The organism is Desulfolithobacter dissulfuricans (assembly GCF_025998535.1).
GTDB classification, from domain to species: domain Bacteria; phylum Desulfobacterota; class Desulfobulbia; order Desulfobulbales; family Desulfobulbaceae; genus Desulfolithobacter; species Desulfolithobacter dissulfuricans.
In genome coordinates, this window is record NZ_AP024233.1 from 2,620,304 (window position 1) to 2,636,899 (window position 16,596).

Genomic DNA, 16,596 nt, shown 5'->3' on the forward strand with positions numbered 1-16,596 from the left:
CCCAATCGGGCCTGGAGATTCTCTCTAACAGATCAGTATGACTGATTAATTACAGCCACGGATCGGTCTCGATGATGTTGATGCACTCAACCTTCTCGCACTTCCACTCACCGGCCTTGGGATCATAAGTGGAGTTGACGAAGCAACGCCAGTTCTCATCATCGCAGGTCGGGAAGTCGGACCGATAGTAGAAGCCCGGATAACGGGATTCCTCACGGAACTGGATGTGACGGATATGAGCCTCAACACACCAGATACGATGGTAGTTCTCCCAGGCACGCATGAGCTCATGCAGGTCGCCGGCAGCCATCTTCTCTGCGTCCTCACGCAGCATTTCGAGCAGATCCATGCAGATGCCGAGCAGCTTGCCGGAGGTCATGTAGTAGGTAGCTACACCACCACCGTACTCATCGGTGGCCTTCATCAGGCGCATCATGAGGCCGGCAGGCTTGCAGTAGTTCGGGTTGACGTCGGCATGGGTGGAAGCGCCAACGAACTCGTGGTACCGCTTGACCGGTGCGTAAATCTCATCGGCCAGCTCCTGAGCGGTCTGGGCCAGCTCCGGAGTAAAGTCGGCGTTATCGCGGCAGTACTTAACCATCTGCTTGGCAACGATACGACCCTCGGCATGGGAACCGGAGGAGAACTTATGACCGGAAGCGCCAACACCGTCACCGGCGGTGAACAGGCCATTAACCGTGGTCATACGGTTGTAGCCCCACTTGTACTGATGCGAACGCGGACCATCTACATCCGGAACCCAGTCTTCGTTCGGGCCGGAGGTCCAGATGCCGCAGCAGCCGGAATGAGAACCGAGCATGTACGGCTCGGTCGGCATGATCTCGGAACCAACCTTCTCGGGCTCGATGTTCATACCGGCCCACAGACCAGCCTGACCAACGGACATATCGAGGAAGTCTTCCCAGGCCTCGGACTCGAGATGCTTCCAGAGCTTCTTGACTTCCTTCTCGGATTTGCCGGCAGCGCGGGCTTCGTCAAGGAAGGCGTTCAGAGCTACGTCGGTAGCCATGTAGATCGGACCACGACCAGCCTTCAGCTCATTGAGCATCAGGTGGTTACGCAGGCAGGTCGGGGTAACAGCGGACTCACCGTACGGCATGTACTTCTTGAGCTCTTCCTTGGCTGCATCGGAACCAGCGTAGAACTCGCCCAGACCGTTGGATACCTTGGCCTTGAACAGCAGGAACCATGCACCAACCGGTCCGTAACCATCCTTGAAGCGGGACGGGGTGAAGCGGTTTTCCATCATGGTCAGGGTAGCACCTACCTGAGCACACATGGTGTAGGTGGAACCAGCATTCCAAACCGGGTACCATGCACGACCCTTACCTTCACCGGTGGACCGCGGACGGAAGATGTTTACAGCGCCACCGCAGGCTACCAGAGCAGTCTTGCACTTGAAGACATGTACTTTGTTCTCACGGGTGGAGAAGCCGACAGCACCGGCGATGGTGTTCTCGCGGTTCTTGTCGAGCAGCATCTTCACGATGAAGACACGCTCCATGATGTTCTCCTCACCAAGGGCGGTCTTGGCCGGCTCGGCCACGATGCACTTGTAGGACTCACCGTTGATCATGATCTGCCACTTACCGGTACGTACCGGGGTACCACCCTCACGCAGGGAAGGAGCAGGCTTGGCGCCGTCCAGGTTGGATCCGTCCTCAGCTTTCTTCCAGATGGGCAGACCCCACTCCTCGAACAGCTTGACAGACTCGTCAACGTGACGGCCGAGATCGTAGATCAGGTCCTCACGAACAACACCCATCAGGTCGTTACGTACCATCTTGACATAGTCTTCGATGGCGTTCTCGCCGATGTAGGTGTTGATAGCGGACAGACCCTGGGCAACAGCACCAGACCGCTCGAGAGCAGCCTTGTCTACCAGAATGATCTTCATATCCTCGGGGGCCCACTTCTTGATTTCGAAAGCGGTACCACAGGCGGCCATACCACCACCAACGATAAGAACATCACACTCATGCTCTACAACTTCAGGATCCACTACGGCGGGCAGCTCGCCTTTCGGCTTATTCGGTAATGCCATATTTCTATCTCCTCTAATAGATATTCAGAATAGAATTTTTACAGGTATTCAATTACTGAAAAACTTATGCCAGCTTGGTCGGGCTCGGCAGTTCACCCTCGAGGAGCAGACGCTCGTCGTCCAGGTTCTCGCCCCTCTCGCCGACATAGGCATTGGCAGCACCCTCAGCCGTGGTCCGGATCGGGAATTTGAAACGTTTGATGTTACCATTACGGAACTTAACGGTCCACATAATGGAGTCAGAACTCCGCATGGGATGCACCTGACCGCCCATGGGTACGAAGTCATCGTAACCACGAACCATGATTGCACCCTGCGGGCAGATCTTCACGCAGGAGTAGCACTCCCAGCATGCGTCCGGCTCCTGATTGTACGCCTTCATCTCTTCCTTGTTCAGGACCATGAGATCGTTCGGACAGATGTACATGCAGGCCGTCTTGTCACCGCCCTTGCAACCATCGCATTTTGAAGGATCTACAAAACTTGGCATTAATCTACCTCCTCACTTTGATTTTCCTTTATGGCTGCGCCCCTGCGAAGCCAATTACCCCAGTTAACAGAACCAAACAGTACAGGTCCGGAATCCCTGCGAAATCCGCAAAAACACCCTCCCCGCAACTGCATGTGACCAAAAAGACAACTTATTCATCTTACTACCTTTTTTCGCCACTGCTCACTGAGGCGTAAAAAATGAATAATCACTCATTTTTAGTCGAATAACCTTATAATTTGTTGCCTACTCAATGTCAAGCAAAAAGGTTGCAACCCACCTGACTGAAATTTTGAATTATCTGATCAATTAAATTCTTTAAAACAGATCCCGGCTACCCTCTTTGCCGAGCCGGGAACTGCAGGTGCACATCCGTGACGACAAGAGGTCGGCGCAAAGGACTGGTGGTCAACGTTTTCAGCTTTTTTCACCCTGACAGGATGCGTCGATGAAACCAGGCATTTTACCTGGAAGGGAATTGATTCTAGAGTATTGCTTCCCCTGTCACTCCGAATAGGAATTTCTGACCAGTACCTCACGGGGCCTCGAACCATCGGCCGGCCCTACAATACCCTCCCGCTCCATCATTTCGATCATCCGCGCCGCCCGGTTGTACCCAACCCGTAGCCGCCGCTGAACCATGGAGATCGAGGCCTGACCGGTCTCGGTGACCACAGCCACAGCCTCGTCATACTTTTCATCATACTCTTCGGGAGAACCGTCTTGACCAGGCTCCTCTTCCTCCACCACCTTGAGCACGGATTCATCATACTCGGCACTACCCTGCCCCTTGAGATACTCGATGATCCGTTCGGTCTCCTCCTCGGAGATAAAGGCACCGTGGATCCGCTGTAGCTTAGCGGCCCCTGGCGGCAGGAAAAGCATGTCCCCGTTGCCGAGAAGATGTTCGGCCCCGGAACCGTCGAGAATGGTCCTGGAATCCACTTTGGAGGACACCTTGAAAGAAATCCGGGTGGGGAAGTTGGCCTTGATGAGCCCGGTCAGGACATCCACCGAAGGTCGCTGGGTGGCAAGGATGATATGCATGCCTGCGGCTCTCGCCATCTGGGCAAGGCGGGCAATGGAAGACTCCACGTCCTTGCTGGCCACCATCATCAGGTCGGCCAGCTCATCGACAATGATGATGATATAGGGCAGTTTCTCCTCGGCCACCTCGTTGTAGGTAAGGAAGGACTTGACCCGCTTTTCCTCCAGTAGCTTGTAGCGGCGCTCCATCTCGCGCACGGCCCAGATAAGGGCCCTGGAGGCCATTTTCGGCTCCACCACCACAGGATGGAGTAGATGGGGAATCCCTTCGTACACCGAGAGCTCGATACGCTTGGGATCCACCATCAGAAGCCGCACTTCTTCCGGGGTAGACTTGAAGAGAATCGAAGCGATAAAGGCATTGATGGCCACCGACTTGCCGGCACCGGTGGCCCCGGCGATGAGCAGATGGGGCATTCGGGCCAGATCAGCGACCACCGGCCTGCCGATCACGTCCACGCCCAGGGCGAGGCTCAGCTTGGAGGCCGATTGCCGGTAGGTCTCACTGAGAAGAATATCGCAGAGAAACACTGTTTTACGTTTGGGATTGGGAATCTCAATGCCAATGGCCGCCTTTCCGGGAATGGACCCGACGATACGGACCCGGTCCACCTTGAGAACCATGGCCAGGTCATCGGCCAGGGACACGATCTTGTTGATCTTGATCCCGGGGCCGGGGCAAACTCATAGGTGGTGACCACAGGACCGGGCGAGATGCCCTCCACCGAGCCCTGGACTCCGAAATCGCGCAGCTTGTCGGTGAGGATACGGCTGACCTTGTAGTAATGCTCCCGATCCACTTCCACCTCGCTGGGTTCATGCCGATCGAGCAGAGTCAGAGGAGGCAGATGGTATTCCCCGCCCTTGAGGGGCTGAAGTGCAAATTCCTCTTCCGGATCCGGCAGTTCTATCCGGGCCGGGGCATGCACGTCAGGCTTTTTCCCTTCCTGCAACTGCGGGGGTGCGTCGTCTTGAGGGACTTCCACTCTGACCACTGGCTCCTTTCTGGACCGTGCCGGCCTCTTTCCCTGCCCGCTCCGTCCTTTTTTCAGGGACAGACGGCGCAAAGCGCCACGCAAGGAACCACGCAGCCAGTTCCACAGACATTGTCCGGCTGCGGTCGGTGAAAATCGCACCGCGGCCATGAGAGAAAAGAGGAGCACCAGAAGGAGGATAAGAACCGACCCTACCGGGCCGGTAAACGTCCCCAGCAACCGCCAGACTATCTGGCCGAGATAGCCGCCCGGGGTAATGAAGCTGGCCGGAAAAAGAAGCTGATGCACGGTGGCCAGCAGGCCGGAGGTGGAAATGAGGATCCCGGTGATCCCGGCGACAATAGCGGGAATTCTATTGACGGTCTCGCCCGGCACAAAGGTGGCCACTGCGGTATAGAGCAGAATCGCCACCGGAAAAAACGCAGTCAGACCGAAAAAGGAAAAGAGGTAATGGGCCACATAGTAGCCAAAACTACCGCACCAGTTGGCAGATGGATCCTGCAGACCGGGCTCTTCCCCCAGCAGAGGGAGACTGTAACTCAGCAGACAGAGAAGCAGAAAAGCTGCCAGGAACAGGCTGACCAGGGCCGTGGCCTCCTCGCGGAACCGGTACCCTGTATTTTTTTTTGCGGCAGGAGATGCCATAATTTCCAGAGAGATACTGCCGAGCGGCGCATGAATTTCAGGTTGACGGGAAACAGGGCCTCACGGCGGCCACCACAGCCGCTCCCCCGACAAAAAAATACCTGGATGCCCGGAAAAGACCAGAAACGCTCAAACCCTGCTGCCCAAGGATTTAGCCAACTGTGCCAACTATGTACACCAGCCGGCGAGAAAAAGCAAAGCAGAGTATTTCCCTACCGTAACTTGACCACCCCACATCTCGTTGATACCATAGAATAAACCGGCAGTACAAACCAGCCCCTGAACCACCGGGATCATGACGATATCACCCGCCCCGCCAGAGGGCCTCCTGCCCGAATTTTCCGCGCTTCTGAAAAGCAAGGACATACCGGGTTATATCCAGCGACTCGCCCGCGAAGGCCCGGACTGGTACATGGACCTGCAGCTGCCAGTGCTGAGCATGCACCTGCAACCTGTCGCCAGCCTTCCTGGAACAAGTCTTCCACCCCGGATCCAGTAGTTGGTTCGCACTCCCGGTCACTACCGGATCCCGGTGTAATCCCAGGAGAATCTGACACCCGTACCTGGGCCATGACAAATACTGCTGAACATGACGAAAATTGGCGTCAATGGCCGGATCGTCGGACTATGGACTTTTTCCCTGCCAGGCGAAAACATAATGGAGCAAAACTGGCTCAGGCTCACAGCGGATGGAGCTTACCGAGTATCAGCTACCATGGAACTGGCATTTGGCGCCAATACAGCCACAGACAGCGGCGATCCCACCAGGGGGTCACCGTCAGATTCCACGCAAGCTTCTGAACAGGCAGATAAGACAAAAGAAATTCTGATTACCATCAATCTTCAGCATTGAAACCGGTGTCGACCTCATCCGTTTCACGGGACGCCATAAACCCGTCCCTGGGGGCTTGACTGTGGCCATCCAGGCCACAGACACCCGTGAAACAAGTGAGGCCGACACCTTCAGGCATCGGTGGCTGAATTTCAGTGGTAATCACAAAAGAAATTATGCTGGCACTGAATGTCGACAAAGAACTGACAACCCGTGGTTGCCGTGCGCTGGTTATTCCGCCGCGGCGGCGTCGAGAATGCCGTTGATGAAGGCGACCGAGTCGGGGTTGGAGTAGTGCTTGGCGATCTCCAGGGCCTCGTTGATGGCGACCCGGGTGGGGACATCGTCACTTGCGTTCATCTCCAGAAGGGCGATGCGAAGGATATTGCGATCGACGATGGACATGCGTTCAAGACGCCAGTTATGGGAGTGGGTGGTAATCTGCTGATCGAGATCCTCGAACTGGCGGCAGACCCCCTGACCAAGAAAGCGGACATAGGCAAAGAGCTGGGCCAGCGATTGCAGGCAACCCTGGAAATGGTCCAGGCCCTCCACCAGCTGCGCGACGTCAAAACCGCACTGGTCGAGCGCCGGAGAACTCAGTAGAACAAGGGCCTGGTGGCAGAAGGAGCGCAGCTCGTTTTTCATCTGCCGGCTGAGCCGGGTGCTTTCATCCAGCTCATGCAGACTGTAGTACTCACTGACCGTAACACAGAAGCGGCGCAGCTCACCATACAGGGGCTGGTCATCACCCTGCTTGTCGATGTCGGCATGGGCCTGCAGCCGCTGGACCAGGGTCCGCAGTTCAGGAACCAGAATTTCCGGTTCATTGCAGCAGCCGAAGATGCCCTGGGTCACCAGCCGCTCCAGGGACCAGGCGACAAACCGCTCCAGTTCCGTGTCGACCTGCTCAGCGGTTCGGGCAAGTCCCTGGAAATCGTGTTCAAAGAGAAACTGGAGCGCTATTTCCCTGGATTTACGTCGAAGACCCATAGAAATGTCGGGTAGTAGGAATTAGAATTCAAAAAAGAGACGATATTGCCTGAAGGCGGCCGGAGGTCGATCAGATGGCATCCATGAGGTCGATCATCTCCAGGGCGGCAATAGCCACCTCGGCTCCCTTGTTACCGGCCTTGGAACCGGCCCGTTCGATGGCCTGTTCAATGGTTTCGGTGGTCAGGACACCGAAAAGCACCGGGATACCGGCATCGAGCATGACCTGGGCCGTGCCCTTGGCCACCTCACCGGCCACGTAATCAAAATGCGGCGTTGCCCCGCGGATAACCACGCCCAGGGTAATCACGGCATCGTACTTGCCTGATTTCGCCATCTTCTGGGCGACCAGTGGAATCTCGAAGGCTCCGGGAACCCGGGCCACGTCGATATCGTTGTCGCTGACCCCGGAGCGAACCAGGGCATCAATGGCTCCTTCCAGCAGTTTTTCCGAGATAAACGAATTGAAGCGGGCAACTATAATACCAAGCTTCTTTCCATCGCCACGCAGGTTTCCTTCAAAATAATTGGCCATGAGTCACAGTTAGGCTGAGGTTATTCTTTTACCTGGATCCTGTAGTTATCCGGCATTCAAACGTCGATACAGGCACATCTGCGGCGTCGGCATCACCGGTTCCGTATTCGACGTACCGCAGGTAAGCGAAGACTCCGAGTACGCCTACGCTGGAATCGACTCGGAGGCTCGCAGGCTCGCTTACCTGCCTCCTTGCATCCGCACCTGTCTCGACGTTCTCGGTGCACGAACAGTGATGCGGCGAGACCGCATGACGACTGCAGGATTCAGGTTATATTATTTTTCTTCAGACAGGGTGAGAGCACCCTGCACCATTTGCCCCGGCAGAGACCGGAGTTCCGCGGCAGATCCTGCCCAGCAGGCTGCAGTCGCTCTTTTTCAGGACTGTTCGCCGTACAGCTCCAGGATATGCCCCATTTTGTCGCGCTTACAGCGGAGGTATTCCTTGTTTTCCGGTTCGCAGACCACCTCGATGGGCAACCGGCCGACTACTTCCAGGCCATACCCTTCCAGACCTACGATTTTTTTTGGATTGTTGGTCAGCAACCGCATCTTGCGGACCCCGAGATCACGGAGGATCTGGGCCCCGATACCGTAATCCCGCAGGTCCGGTTTGAAGCCGAGCTGGACATTGGCTTCCACCGTATCAAGTCCTTCCTCGTCCTGCAGATTGTAGGCCTTGATCTTGTTGACCAGGCCAATACCGCGCCCTTCCTGGCGCATGTACAGAATGACCCCCTTGCCTTCCTGGTCCACCATCCGCATGGCGGCGTGGAGTTGGGCTCCGCAGTCGCACCGGGCCGAACCGAACACGTCGCCGGTGAGACACTCGGAATGAACCCGGACCATGACCGGTTCGTCAGGAGAGATTTCTCCTTTGACCAGAGCCACATGCTCATGCTGGTCCACATCGTTTTTATAGGCTATAACCCGGAACTCGCCGGCATGATAGGTAGGCAGCCTGGCCTCGGCAGCCCGATGCACCAGGGTATCCTCACGCAGCCGGTAAGCAACCAGGTCTGCGATGGTGGCAATCTTGAGCCCGTGTTTCTCTGCAAACTTCTCCAGGTCCGGCATCCGGGCCATGGTGCCGTCTTCATTCATGATCTCGCAGATGATTCCCGCGGTCCGCATGCCGGCGAGCCGGGCCAGGTCTACCGAGCCCTCGGTCTGACCCGTCCGGACCAGGACCCCACCCTCACGGGCCCGCAGCGGAAAAATATGGCCAGGGCTGACTATATCGCTGGGCTTGGCGTCGGGATTAACCGCGGCCTGAATGGTACGGGCCCGATCGGCTGCGGAGATACCAGTGGTCACCCCGGTGCGGGCCTCGATGGAAATAGTGAACCCGGTGCCGTACTGGGACTGGTTGTTCTGCACCATCATGGGCAACTGGAGCTGTTCGATGATGTCCGGGCTCATGGCCAGACAGATCAGCCCGCGGCCGTAGGTGGCCATGAAATTGATGGCCTCCGGGGTCACCGCTTCGGCGGCCATGCAGAGATCGCCTTCGTTTTCCCGGTCTTCGTCATCAACCAGGATGATCATCTTGCCGGCTTTGATATCTTCAATTACTTCTTCAATGGGACTGACTGCCATTTTTCTGCTCACAGGTTGCGCTTTGCAGCATTCTTTTCTTTTTTACTGCTCCGACCGGTCCTCAAGACCCGGTCAGCAGATTATCGTAAAAATCCGTGTTCAGCCAGAAAGGCGGGGTTGATGCCCCCGGCCTCTCCACCGGTTTCATCTCCTGCGGCAAGCAGCTTCTCCACGTACTTACCGATGATATCCACCTCGATATTCACCATGTCTCCCGGCCCCAGGCTGCCCAGGGTTGTCACCTTGAGGGTATGGGGAATAATGGATACAGAAAACCGGTTCCCCTTGCAGGAGTTCACCGTCAGGCTGACACCGTTGATGGCGATGGAACCTTTCTCAATAACATATTTTGCCAGACTTGGGGGCAAAGAAAATGAAAACAGGGTAAAATCACCGGCTGCCCGCCGCTCTTCCACCCGGGCCCGGGCATCAACGTGACCGGACACCAGGTGCCCGCCCAGCCGGTCGGCCAGACGCAGGGCCCGTTCCAGGTTGACCCGGCTGCCCACCTGCAGCTCACCAAGCCCGGTGCGCGACAGGCTCTCGGGCGAGACATCGACCATGAACCGGCGCCCCTTGATGTCACGGGCCGTGAGACAGGCCCCATTGACAGCAATGGACTCCCCTTCCTCGGGATCGGTCAGATCAAAATCCGCCTCCAGGCAGAAAACCATGCCCCCGCCTGCAGGCCGTTTTTCCACCACTGTGCCAAGTCCCTGAATAATACCGGTAAACATATTTTTTCCCTTTTACTGTTCCGGGGCTTAAGACAGGACTGTCACTTACAGAGAGCTCTTCCGTAGCCCCGGGACCAGGACACCCGCGCGGACGACGCCGGCGGATGCCTGCTTTTTGTCAGCCCTGTCCCTGCTCAACCTGAGCGGCCCGCTCCTCGAACTCCTTTGCCAGCCGCTTATGCTTGAAGTTGGCGTGGATGGAGGCCGCGGTCCGGTAGGCATCGGCAGCGGCAGAATTATCACCCTTTTCCATGAACACCTCGGCCAGGACTTCCAGGATCTGCACGGTTCCCTGGGGGTTGCGGACCATCTTGTAATGATCGAGGATGTCGAAGAGCACTTCCAGGGCCTTGTCCAGCTGACCGGTGCGCCGATAGCAGACCGCCAGCTTCTTGTTCAGGGCCAGGATGGAGAAGGAGTCTTCTTTTTTCTCGCAGATGGCATAGGACCGCAGGTAATGGTCAATGGCCATCTGGTACTCTTCCTTTTCCAGGCAGACATCACCGAGCCGGTCCGAGGCGTTGGCTATCCCCAGTTCATCATTCTGCTCCTCAAACCCCTTAAGGGCATTGTGGAAACAGATCGCTGCCTGGGCCAGTTCACCATTTTTCAGAAAATCGCGGCCTTCCTTGTAATCCCGTTTGGCCGGATCCTTGATAATCTCTTCTTCCTGGCCCGCCGGTTTACCGTCCACGGGACCAAGAGAGTTCAGAGGTTGAATCTGTTCGCTTACCATGAAACTACTCCTGTGTTGTCGGACACCTGCGTTCCGATATTCAAGTTCTTCGCTGTCTTGCCTGTCTGTCCTGCCCAACCTGGCTTCGCCGGGCCAGGCAGAGGGCCTGGTCAGTCGCTGTTTATCAGTTCCACCGCCCGGGTTGCCTGCTCGCCCACCGTGGTCTCCACCGGCCGTCCCTGCTCATAGATGGTTATCGGGGTCTGGTCGCCCTGCAGGCCCATCACCTGGAAGGCTGCCTCCTTTGCCTTGATACGCCCGAGCAGGCGGGCCATGAGTCCGCGCATGGTCGGGCTGTCGTGGCCCAGGAAATGGAAGGTGGAATAAAACGGTGTCTTGCGGATCAGGTCGGGGCGCACGGCGGCAATCTCGCCCAGGGACCAGATCACCGCTTCCTGGGTGGAGCGGTCGCCCATGAAGCCCAGCAGGTGCCGGGTAAAGGCGCCAAAGATATCCGGCCGGGCGGCGACGATGGAGCCAATGGCCTCGATCATCCCCCAAGGGGTGGCGGCCGAATCGGCGCAGGCCTCGAACAGCCGGTGGAGCAGATCGGCGACCTGGCCCGGTTCCCGGGCGGACACCCGGGCCGCGACCTGGCCCATGATCCAGGCGGTATGATACCGGCTGGCCTCCACGGGATCATAGAGTAACCGCTGGAGAAAACGCAGGGTACGGCCATCGTCCAGGCAGAGATCCACCAGCACGTCGATCTCTTCCTTGGCGGCCAGTTCCCGGACCTGCTGCTTGCTGGCCCGCATTTTCCGGCGCTTGGGATCCCGACGTGGTTCCGGAGCCGGCGGCGTTACGGTCTTAGCGGCCGCACCCTCCTGCCGAGCCAGGGCCTCCTGCTTCTCCCGGAATCGCTCGGCAATCTCGGCCACTTCCTTGTGCAACCGGACAAAGTACAGGACCCCGCGAACCGCCCGACCATCCAGGTTGCGCTTGGGCACCACCTGGTGAGTCACATCATCATAATCTTCCACTCGGCCTGTCAGATAATCGTCCTCGGGCATCAGCTCCCAGGCCAGATCCCACTCGTCATTGCAGGCGTAGACCAGGCATTCCACCATGGCGGCACCGATGTTGTGGCCGGTGGCATCGCAGACGTAAATGGCGCCGCAGTCACAGCGGCCGACCGGGAACTCGGTCATCTTCCGCTGGGCCGCCTCGGTGGGCCGACCCACATCCATGCCGCAGAACGGGCACCAGGGCTTGAGGGTTTCCCCGCTTTCCTTGCTACTCATCAGCCAGCCAGTTTGTCTTCCAGCGCCTTGGCGAACCGGGGATCCACCGAATAGCCCAGTTCACGCGCCTTTTCAAGATTCTGCTTCGACTCCTGATACTCACCCTTGAAATAGAGCGCCACCGCCAGATTGTTGCGGGCCATGGCCGAGTCGGGTTCCAGGGTCACGGCCTGCCGGGCTGCCTCCACGGCCTTGTCGTCTTCCTCGTTCATGGTGTAGGCCGAGGTCAGGTTGATCCAGGCGGTGACCAGTTCCGGGTCGATCTGGGTGGCCCGGGTGAAGCTCTCTATGGCCTCGGAGAGTCGCTGCTGCTGCTGGCGAATCAGGCCGATGTTGGCATGGGCCTCGGCCATGTTGGGCGCTATCTCCAGGGCCTTTTCATTGAGCTCCAGGGCTTTGTCCACCTCGCCCCGGTCAAAGTAGATCGCTCCGAGATTGATATAGCTCTCAACGGCCTGCTCATCGAGTTCGATGGCCCGCTCCAGTTCGCGGATGGCGTCATCGACCCGGCCGGCCTGGCGGTAGACCAGGCCGAGCTGGTGATGGGCGATCACGTTTTCCGGCTTTTCCGCCACCACCTTTTCCAACTCTTCGATAACAGTGTTGAGATCCACTGTTTTCTGTACATCAGACATAAGTTATCCCTTTATTCGAAATTCCTTCCCTTGAGGTGGATGCGGGCAACCCTCACCACCCTTTCATATCCGGTTCAACTGTTTAACTGAAATATTGTAATCATCAACGCACCCGGGGCAAGGCAAAAACTGGTCCGGCCGCTGAACCCGGGCATAGAAACTATCCATCTTCACAGCTCAGGATACGCTCCCGCCGCACCTCTTCGAGAACCTGGTGGGCGCTTTCGATGTCCTGGCGGATCTGGGCGGCAAGCTCCGAAGGACCACTGAATTTCTTCTCTCCCCGCAGATGCTGGAGCAGATTGAGCTTGATGGACTTGCCGTAGATATCTTTACTGAAATCGAAGATATGGGTTTCGGCCACCAGTGTGCTGTCTCCAAAGGTCGGATTATATCCGATATTTGAGACCCCGCCATACATCTTGCCGTCATAGACCACCTGGGTCACGTACACGCCCCGTTTCGGACAGAGGTCCTCCTCGTTGAGCTGGAGATTGGCGGTGGGAAAGCCGACCACCGGCCCGCCGCGCTGTTTTCCCCGCTGGACGGTACCTCGGATCTGGTAGCAGCGGCCGAGCAGCTGACGCACATCCTGCATCCGTCCCTCCGCAACCAGCTCCCTAATCTTGGTCGAGGAGACCAGCATGCCGTTTTCGTAATGGGCCTCGACCACCGTGACCGGGAATCCCTTGAGCCGGCCCTGCTCCCTGAGAAAATCGATGTTCCCCTGCCTCCCCTTGCCAAAAGCATAATCGTAGCCGACCACCAACTCGCTCACGCCGATGGTATCCACCAGGATCCGGTCCACGAAATCCTGGGCCGTGGTGGTGGCGAACTGGCGGTCAAAGGGAATGATGAGCAGCACATCGATACCGGCCTGGGCGATCAGTTCCTTTTTCTGCTCCAGAGTGGAGATCAGTTTGATCCCCTCGGGTCGCAGAACTTTCAGGGGATGGGGATCAAAAGTCACCACCACGCTGGTTCCCTTGCTGCGGAAAGCCCGGCCCATGACCTCGGCGAACAGTATCTGATGCCCGATATGCACCCCGTCGAAATTACCTATGGTCACGCAGGCCCTGGGAAAGGGCTTTTGTATCTGGGAAAGATCAGTATATATTTCCATGGGATGTCCTGAACATACCTTCCAGGTTGAAAGAGCAGGTAGCGCCGGGCCCGGAAACCGGTCTCCGGATGCCGCCCCTACTATAATCCACGTTTCTTCGAAGACAAAGCGGGATATGTACCCTTTCTGAAGAAAACTCGCAAACAGTTCATGCGTAACTGATCCGGCCGAAAAGACGACAATGTGTTTTTTCTGGCTTTTGCCCCAAAGAAATACTTGACAAAAATGGCCGGGAAGTGCATATTCGCAACCGTCAGTGCCGAAGTGGCGGAATTGGTAGACGCGCTAGGTTCAGGGTCTAGTGGGCGTATGCTCGTGGGAGTTCGACTCTCCCCTTCGGCACCACCGGAAAAATACAGGGCCGCAACCATCCAGGTTGCGGCCCTTTTTCGTTGCAGGACTTCCGGCCCATGCCTGCCTCCTGAATCAGTGACGGATGAGTTATTGTTTTTTGTGATTACCACCAAAGCTCAGCTTGAAGAGAAGATACCAACGCCTGGCGCCACGGAGCCGGGCAGCAATAAAAAACGCCTGGACTTCTCGTTCCTCCGCTCCTGCGGTGAACGTTCCATCACCCCAGGTACCGCTCCCGCGGTACCCTGATGTACCTGGCAGGGATGGCCCATGGTTCGCAAGGCCCGCAGACAACCATTGCAGAGACCAGAAGCTCCGACACCTGTTTCGGGCATCACCCCGCAGAGCGGGGCATTGCCTGCTGCCACTTCGTCGGCTACCTGGTCACCTGCGTGACACCGCAGAGCGGTGATCACGAGTTTTCCACAGGTAGAGAGAAGAAGCGATGTTGTCCCTTATATGGTGACAGCTGAGCTTTGGTGGTAATCACATTGTTTTTTTGTTATCTGATTTGAATCACAATCAAAAAGGACAGGTACCATTGGGTGTGGCAAATCATCTGTCGTAATGGGGCCGCCCTTCGGGAGCTGGAATTTCACCGCATCCGCTGCGTCATCAACGATTGATAGAGCGTCACTCTCATCAATGGGCCTCTTCCTTGCCTATGCGGCGAAATTCCAGCTTCACTGATTCAGGTGCCTGTTTTTTTCGCCGATCTTCCGGCAAACGGCCTCAGAATGCTTATAGATTATGGCATGTCCCATGTAAGGTCGCTTCATATCACCTCTTTCCGTGCCAACAGTCCTGTGCCCGGTCGAGCCGCGAGGTGGCTGGATTCCAGCGAAACCGGGGGCCGGGAGAGGGTCCTTCTTCTCCATGGCCTGGCCCGGACCTCGCGATCCATGCGCCGACTGGGACAGCGTCTTGCCGAAGCAGGATACCTGGTGAGCACGGTCGGCTATCCCTCGCGCAGAAAAAGTGTTGCCGCATCCGCCGTCACCGTCCGGCGGGTCATTGCCCGCTACCGGGCCACGGAGAAGACAACCCTTCACTTCGTCACCCATTCCCTGGGCAGTATTGTCCTGCGCCTTGCCTTTGCAGAGCAGCTGCCGGACAATCTTGGCCGGGTGGTCATGCTCAGCCCACCCAACCAGGGCAGCGAGATCGTCGACCGTTTCCGTGACTGGTGGCTCTTCAGGGCCATTAACGGACCGGCCGGGGCTGAACTGGGTACCGGGCCGGACAGCCTGCCAAACAGACTGGGGCCGGTCCGCTGGCCAACCGGGGTTATTACCGGCAACCGACCTGCCATGTACGATCGATGGCTCGCCCGGCTGATCCCGGGCGAAAATGACGGCAAGGTGGCGGTCGAACGGGCCCCGGTGGAGGGGATGAACGACTTCCTGGTTGTCCCGGCCAGCCATTCCTTTATCATGAACAACAGGGAAGTGATCCGCCAGACGATCTTTTTTCTCAAGCATGGCCGGTTCGACCATTCCGGCCCTTCTCCGCCTCCGGGCGATGCAGGAACATGAACCAGAATCACTCCCCCCTGCCGGATAAAACCGGTGAAGAACAAGATACGTACGAGAACGAGCTGGTACCGGTCTGCACCGGTCCCCCTGAGTACCTTCTGGACTGCTCCCTGGTCCTCAGCGCCACCTCCATAGCTCACCAGGTCGATCTCCAGGACCGGACCATACTGGTCTCGCCTGCGGACGAAGCCTGGGCCAGGCACCATCTCCGGCAATGGCTCGAAGAAAACAGGGACTGGCCCCCGCCTCCCAATAACCTGCAGCAACAGCCCCGGACAACCGACAACCCGCCTACCCTGCTGACCATCGGAGCGCTGGCCATTTTCCACTGGATAACCGGTCCCTGGCAGGCCGGGTCCACATGGTTCAGGGCCGGCGCCATCGACAGCCAGGCCATCCTGGAGGGCAGCCAGTGGTGGCGCCTGGTTACGGCCATGACCCTGCATGCCGACCCCAACCACCTGCTGGGTAACTGCCTCATCGGCGGTTTCATGGTCCACCTGCTCTGCCGGACCATCGGTTACGGTTCGGCCTGGGCTCTCATTATCCTCACGGGAACCGTGGCCAATTACTTCAATATCGTCCTGCGTTCCACCCCGCATTATTCGGTTGGTTTTTCCACCGCCGTGTTCGCTACCATCGGCATCTTCAGTGGCCTGCAGCTCATGACCGGCCGCTGGGGCTGGGTCCGGGGCCTGATCGTACCCCTGGGGGCCGGGGCGAGCCTGCTTGCCTTCCTGGGCACCGAGGGAAAACAGACCGACCTGGGAGCCCACCTGTTCGGATTCGCCTGCGGCCTGGCCGCAGGCATCCTGGTCCAACGCGCGCTGCCGTTTCTGCCCGGCTGGAGCAACCGCTCGTCCACCCAGCTCATCATCTACCTGGCCTCCATCGGCCTGGTCCTTATCTGCTGGACCCTGGCCCTGCACTCGAGCGGCGGACCGCCCTGATACGAAAATCGACAGGGTCATACCGTTATTCGTTGTACGTTTGACCCATCCATGTCAAAATTACACTCAGATGACAACCGG

At 57.6% G+C, this 16,596-nt stretch carries 14 protein-coding genes, 1 tRNA gene and 1 pseudogene; 5 read left to right on the forward strand and 11 right to left on the reverse strand.

From position 1 onward, the window contains the following. Positions 1–49: 49 nt before the first annotated feature. From aprA to GF1_RS16615, 3 genes and pseudogenes are all read right to left on the reverse strand, one after another. Entirely contained in the window at positions 50–2,065 is a 2,016-nt protein-coding gene (aprA, locus tag GF1_RS11685) for an adenylyl-sulfate reductase subunit alpha (protein WP_267926732.1), read from the reverse strand. A 64-nt stretch (positions 2,066–2,129) separates the two neighbouring features. Continuing rightward, a complete protein-coding gene (aprB, locus tag GF1_RS11690; RefSeq protein WP_267926733.1) occupies positions 2,130–2,555 on the reverse strand; it encodes an adenylyl-sulfate reductase subunit beta in 426 nt (141 codons plus the stop codon). Positions 2,556–3,059: 504 nt separating this feature from the next. Next, a pseudogene (locus GF1_RS16615) lies at positions 3,060–5,242 on the reverse strand (FtsK/SpoIIIE family DNA translocase). Between the two features lie 589 nt (positions 5,243–5,831). Here GF1_RS16615 and GF1_RS11705 point away from each other — a divergent pair. Continuing rightward, positions 5,832–6,095, forward strand: coding sequence for a hypothetical protein (locus tag GF1_RS11705; RefSeq protein WP_267926735.1), 264 nt, complete (start codon positions 5,832–5,834; stop codon positions 6,093–6,095). A 210-nt stretch (positions 6,096–6,305) separates the two neighbouring features. Here GF1_RS11705 and nusB read toward each other — a convergent pair whose 3' ends face one another. The 8 genes from nusB to GF1_RS11745 all read right to left on the reverse strand — a co-directional run bounded on the left by nusB (position 6,306) and on the right by GF1_RS11745 (position 13,676). After that, positions 6,306–7,067: a transcription antitermination factor NusB gene (gene nusB / locus GF1_RS11710; RefSeq protein ID WP_267926737.1), complete on the reverse strand. Its 762-nt coding sequence runs from the start codon at positions 7,065–7,067 to the stop codon at positions 6,306–6,308. Between the two features lie 70 nt (positions 7,068–7,137). Beyond that, positions 7,138–7,602, reverse strand: a complete 465-nt coding sequence (gene ribH / locus GF1_RS11715; RefSeq protein ID WP_267926738.1) for a 6,7-dimethyl-8-ribityllumazine synthase — start codon at positions 7,600–7,602, stop codon at positions 7,138–7,140. Positions 7,603–7,980: 378 nt separating this feature from the next. Then, entirely contained in the window at positions 7,981–9,201 is a 1,221-nt protein-coding gene (locus tag GF1_RS11720; protein ID WP_267926739.1) for a bifunctional 3,4-dihydroxy-2-butanone-4-phosphate synthase/GTP cyclohydrolase II, read from the reverse strand. 80 nt (positions 9,202–9,281) lie between these two features. Then, positions 9,282–9,938 (reverse strand): riboflavin synthase, encoded by a 657-nt coding sequence (locus tag GF1_RS11725; protein WP_267926740.1) that lies wholly within the window; start codon positions 9,936–9,938, stop codon positions 9,282–9,284. A gap of 118 nt (positions 9,939–10,056) precedes the next feature. Beyond that, positions 10,057–10,674 carry a tetratricopeptide repeat protein gene (locus GF1_RS11730; RefSeq protein WP_267926741.1) on the reverse strand — a complete coding sequence of 206 codons (618 nt, stop codon included), beginning with the start codon at positions 10,672–10,674 and terminating at the stop codon, positions 10,057–10,059. 110 nt (positions 10,675–10,784) lie between these two features. Further along, complete coding sequence (locus GF1_RS11735; RefSeq protein WP_267926742.1) at positions 10,785–11,918, reverse strand: DVU0298 family protein; 1,134 nt, start codon at positions 11,916–11,918, stop codon at positions 10,785–10,787. Further along, on the reverse strand, positions 11,918–12,553 hold the full coding sequence (locus GF1_RS11740; RefSeq protein WP_267926743.1) for a tetratricopeptide repeat protein: 636 nt from the start codon (positions 12,551–12,553) through the stop codon (positions 11,918–11,920). Before GF1_RS11740 ends, GF1_RS11735 begins: the two co-directional genes overlap by 1 nt. 160 nt (positions 12,554–12,713) lie before the next feature. Continuing rightward, positions 12,714–13,676, reverse strand: coding sequence for a bifunctional riboflavin kinase/FAD synthetase (locus GF1_RS11745; protein ID WP_267926744.1), 963 nt, complete (start codon positions 13,674–13,676; stop codon positions 12,714–12,716). Positions 13,677–13,934: 258 nt separating this feature from the next. On the opposite strand from GF1_RS11745, the gene GF1_RS11750 reads away from it, so the two are divergent. The 4 genes from GF1_RS11750 (at position 13,935) to GF1_RS11765 (ending at position 16,515) form a co-directional block, all read left to right on the forward strand. Further along, a tRNA-Leu gene (locus tag GF1_RS11750) sits at positions 13,935–14,021 on the forward strand. Between the two features lie 272 nt (positions 14,022–14,293). Further along, positions 14,294–14,503 carry a hypothetical protein gene (locus GF1_RS11755; RefSeq protein WP_267926745.1) on the forward strand — a complete coding sequence of 70 codons (210 nt, stop codon included), beginning with the start codon at positions 14,294–14,296 and terminating at the stop codon, positions 14,501–14,503. A gap of 282 nt (positions 14,504–14,785) precedes the next feature. Next, positions 14,786–15,565 carry an esterase/lipase family protein gene (locus tag GF1_RS11760; protein WP_267926746.1) on the forward strand — a complete coding sequence of 260 codons (780 nt, stop codon included), beginning with the start codon at positions 14,786–14,788 and terminating at the stop codon, positions 15,563–15,565. After that, positions 15,562–16,515, forward strand: coding sequence for a rhomboid family intramembrane serine protease (locus GF1_RS11765; protein ID WP_267926747.1), 954 nt, complete (start codon positions 15,562–15,564; stop codon positions 16,513–16,515). The genes GF1_RS11760 and GF1_RS11765 overlap by 4 nt, the downstream gene beginning before the upstream one ends. Positions 16,516–16,596 lie beyond the last annotated feature (81 nt).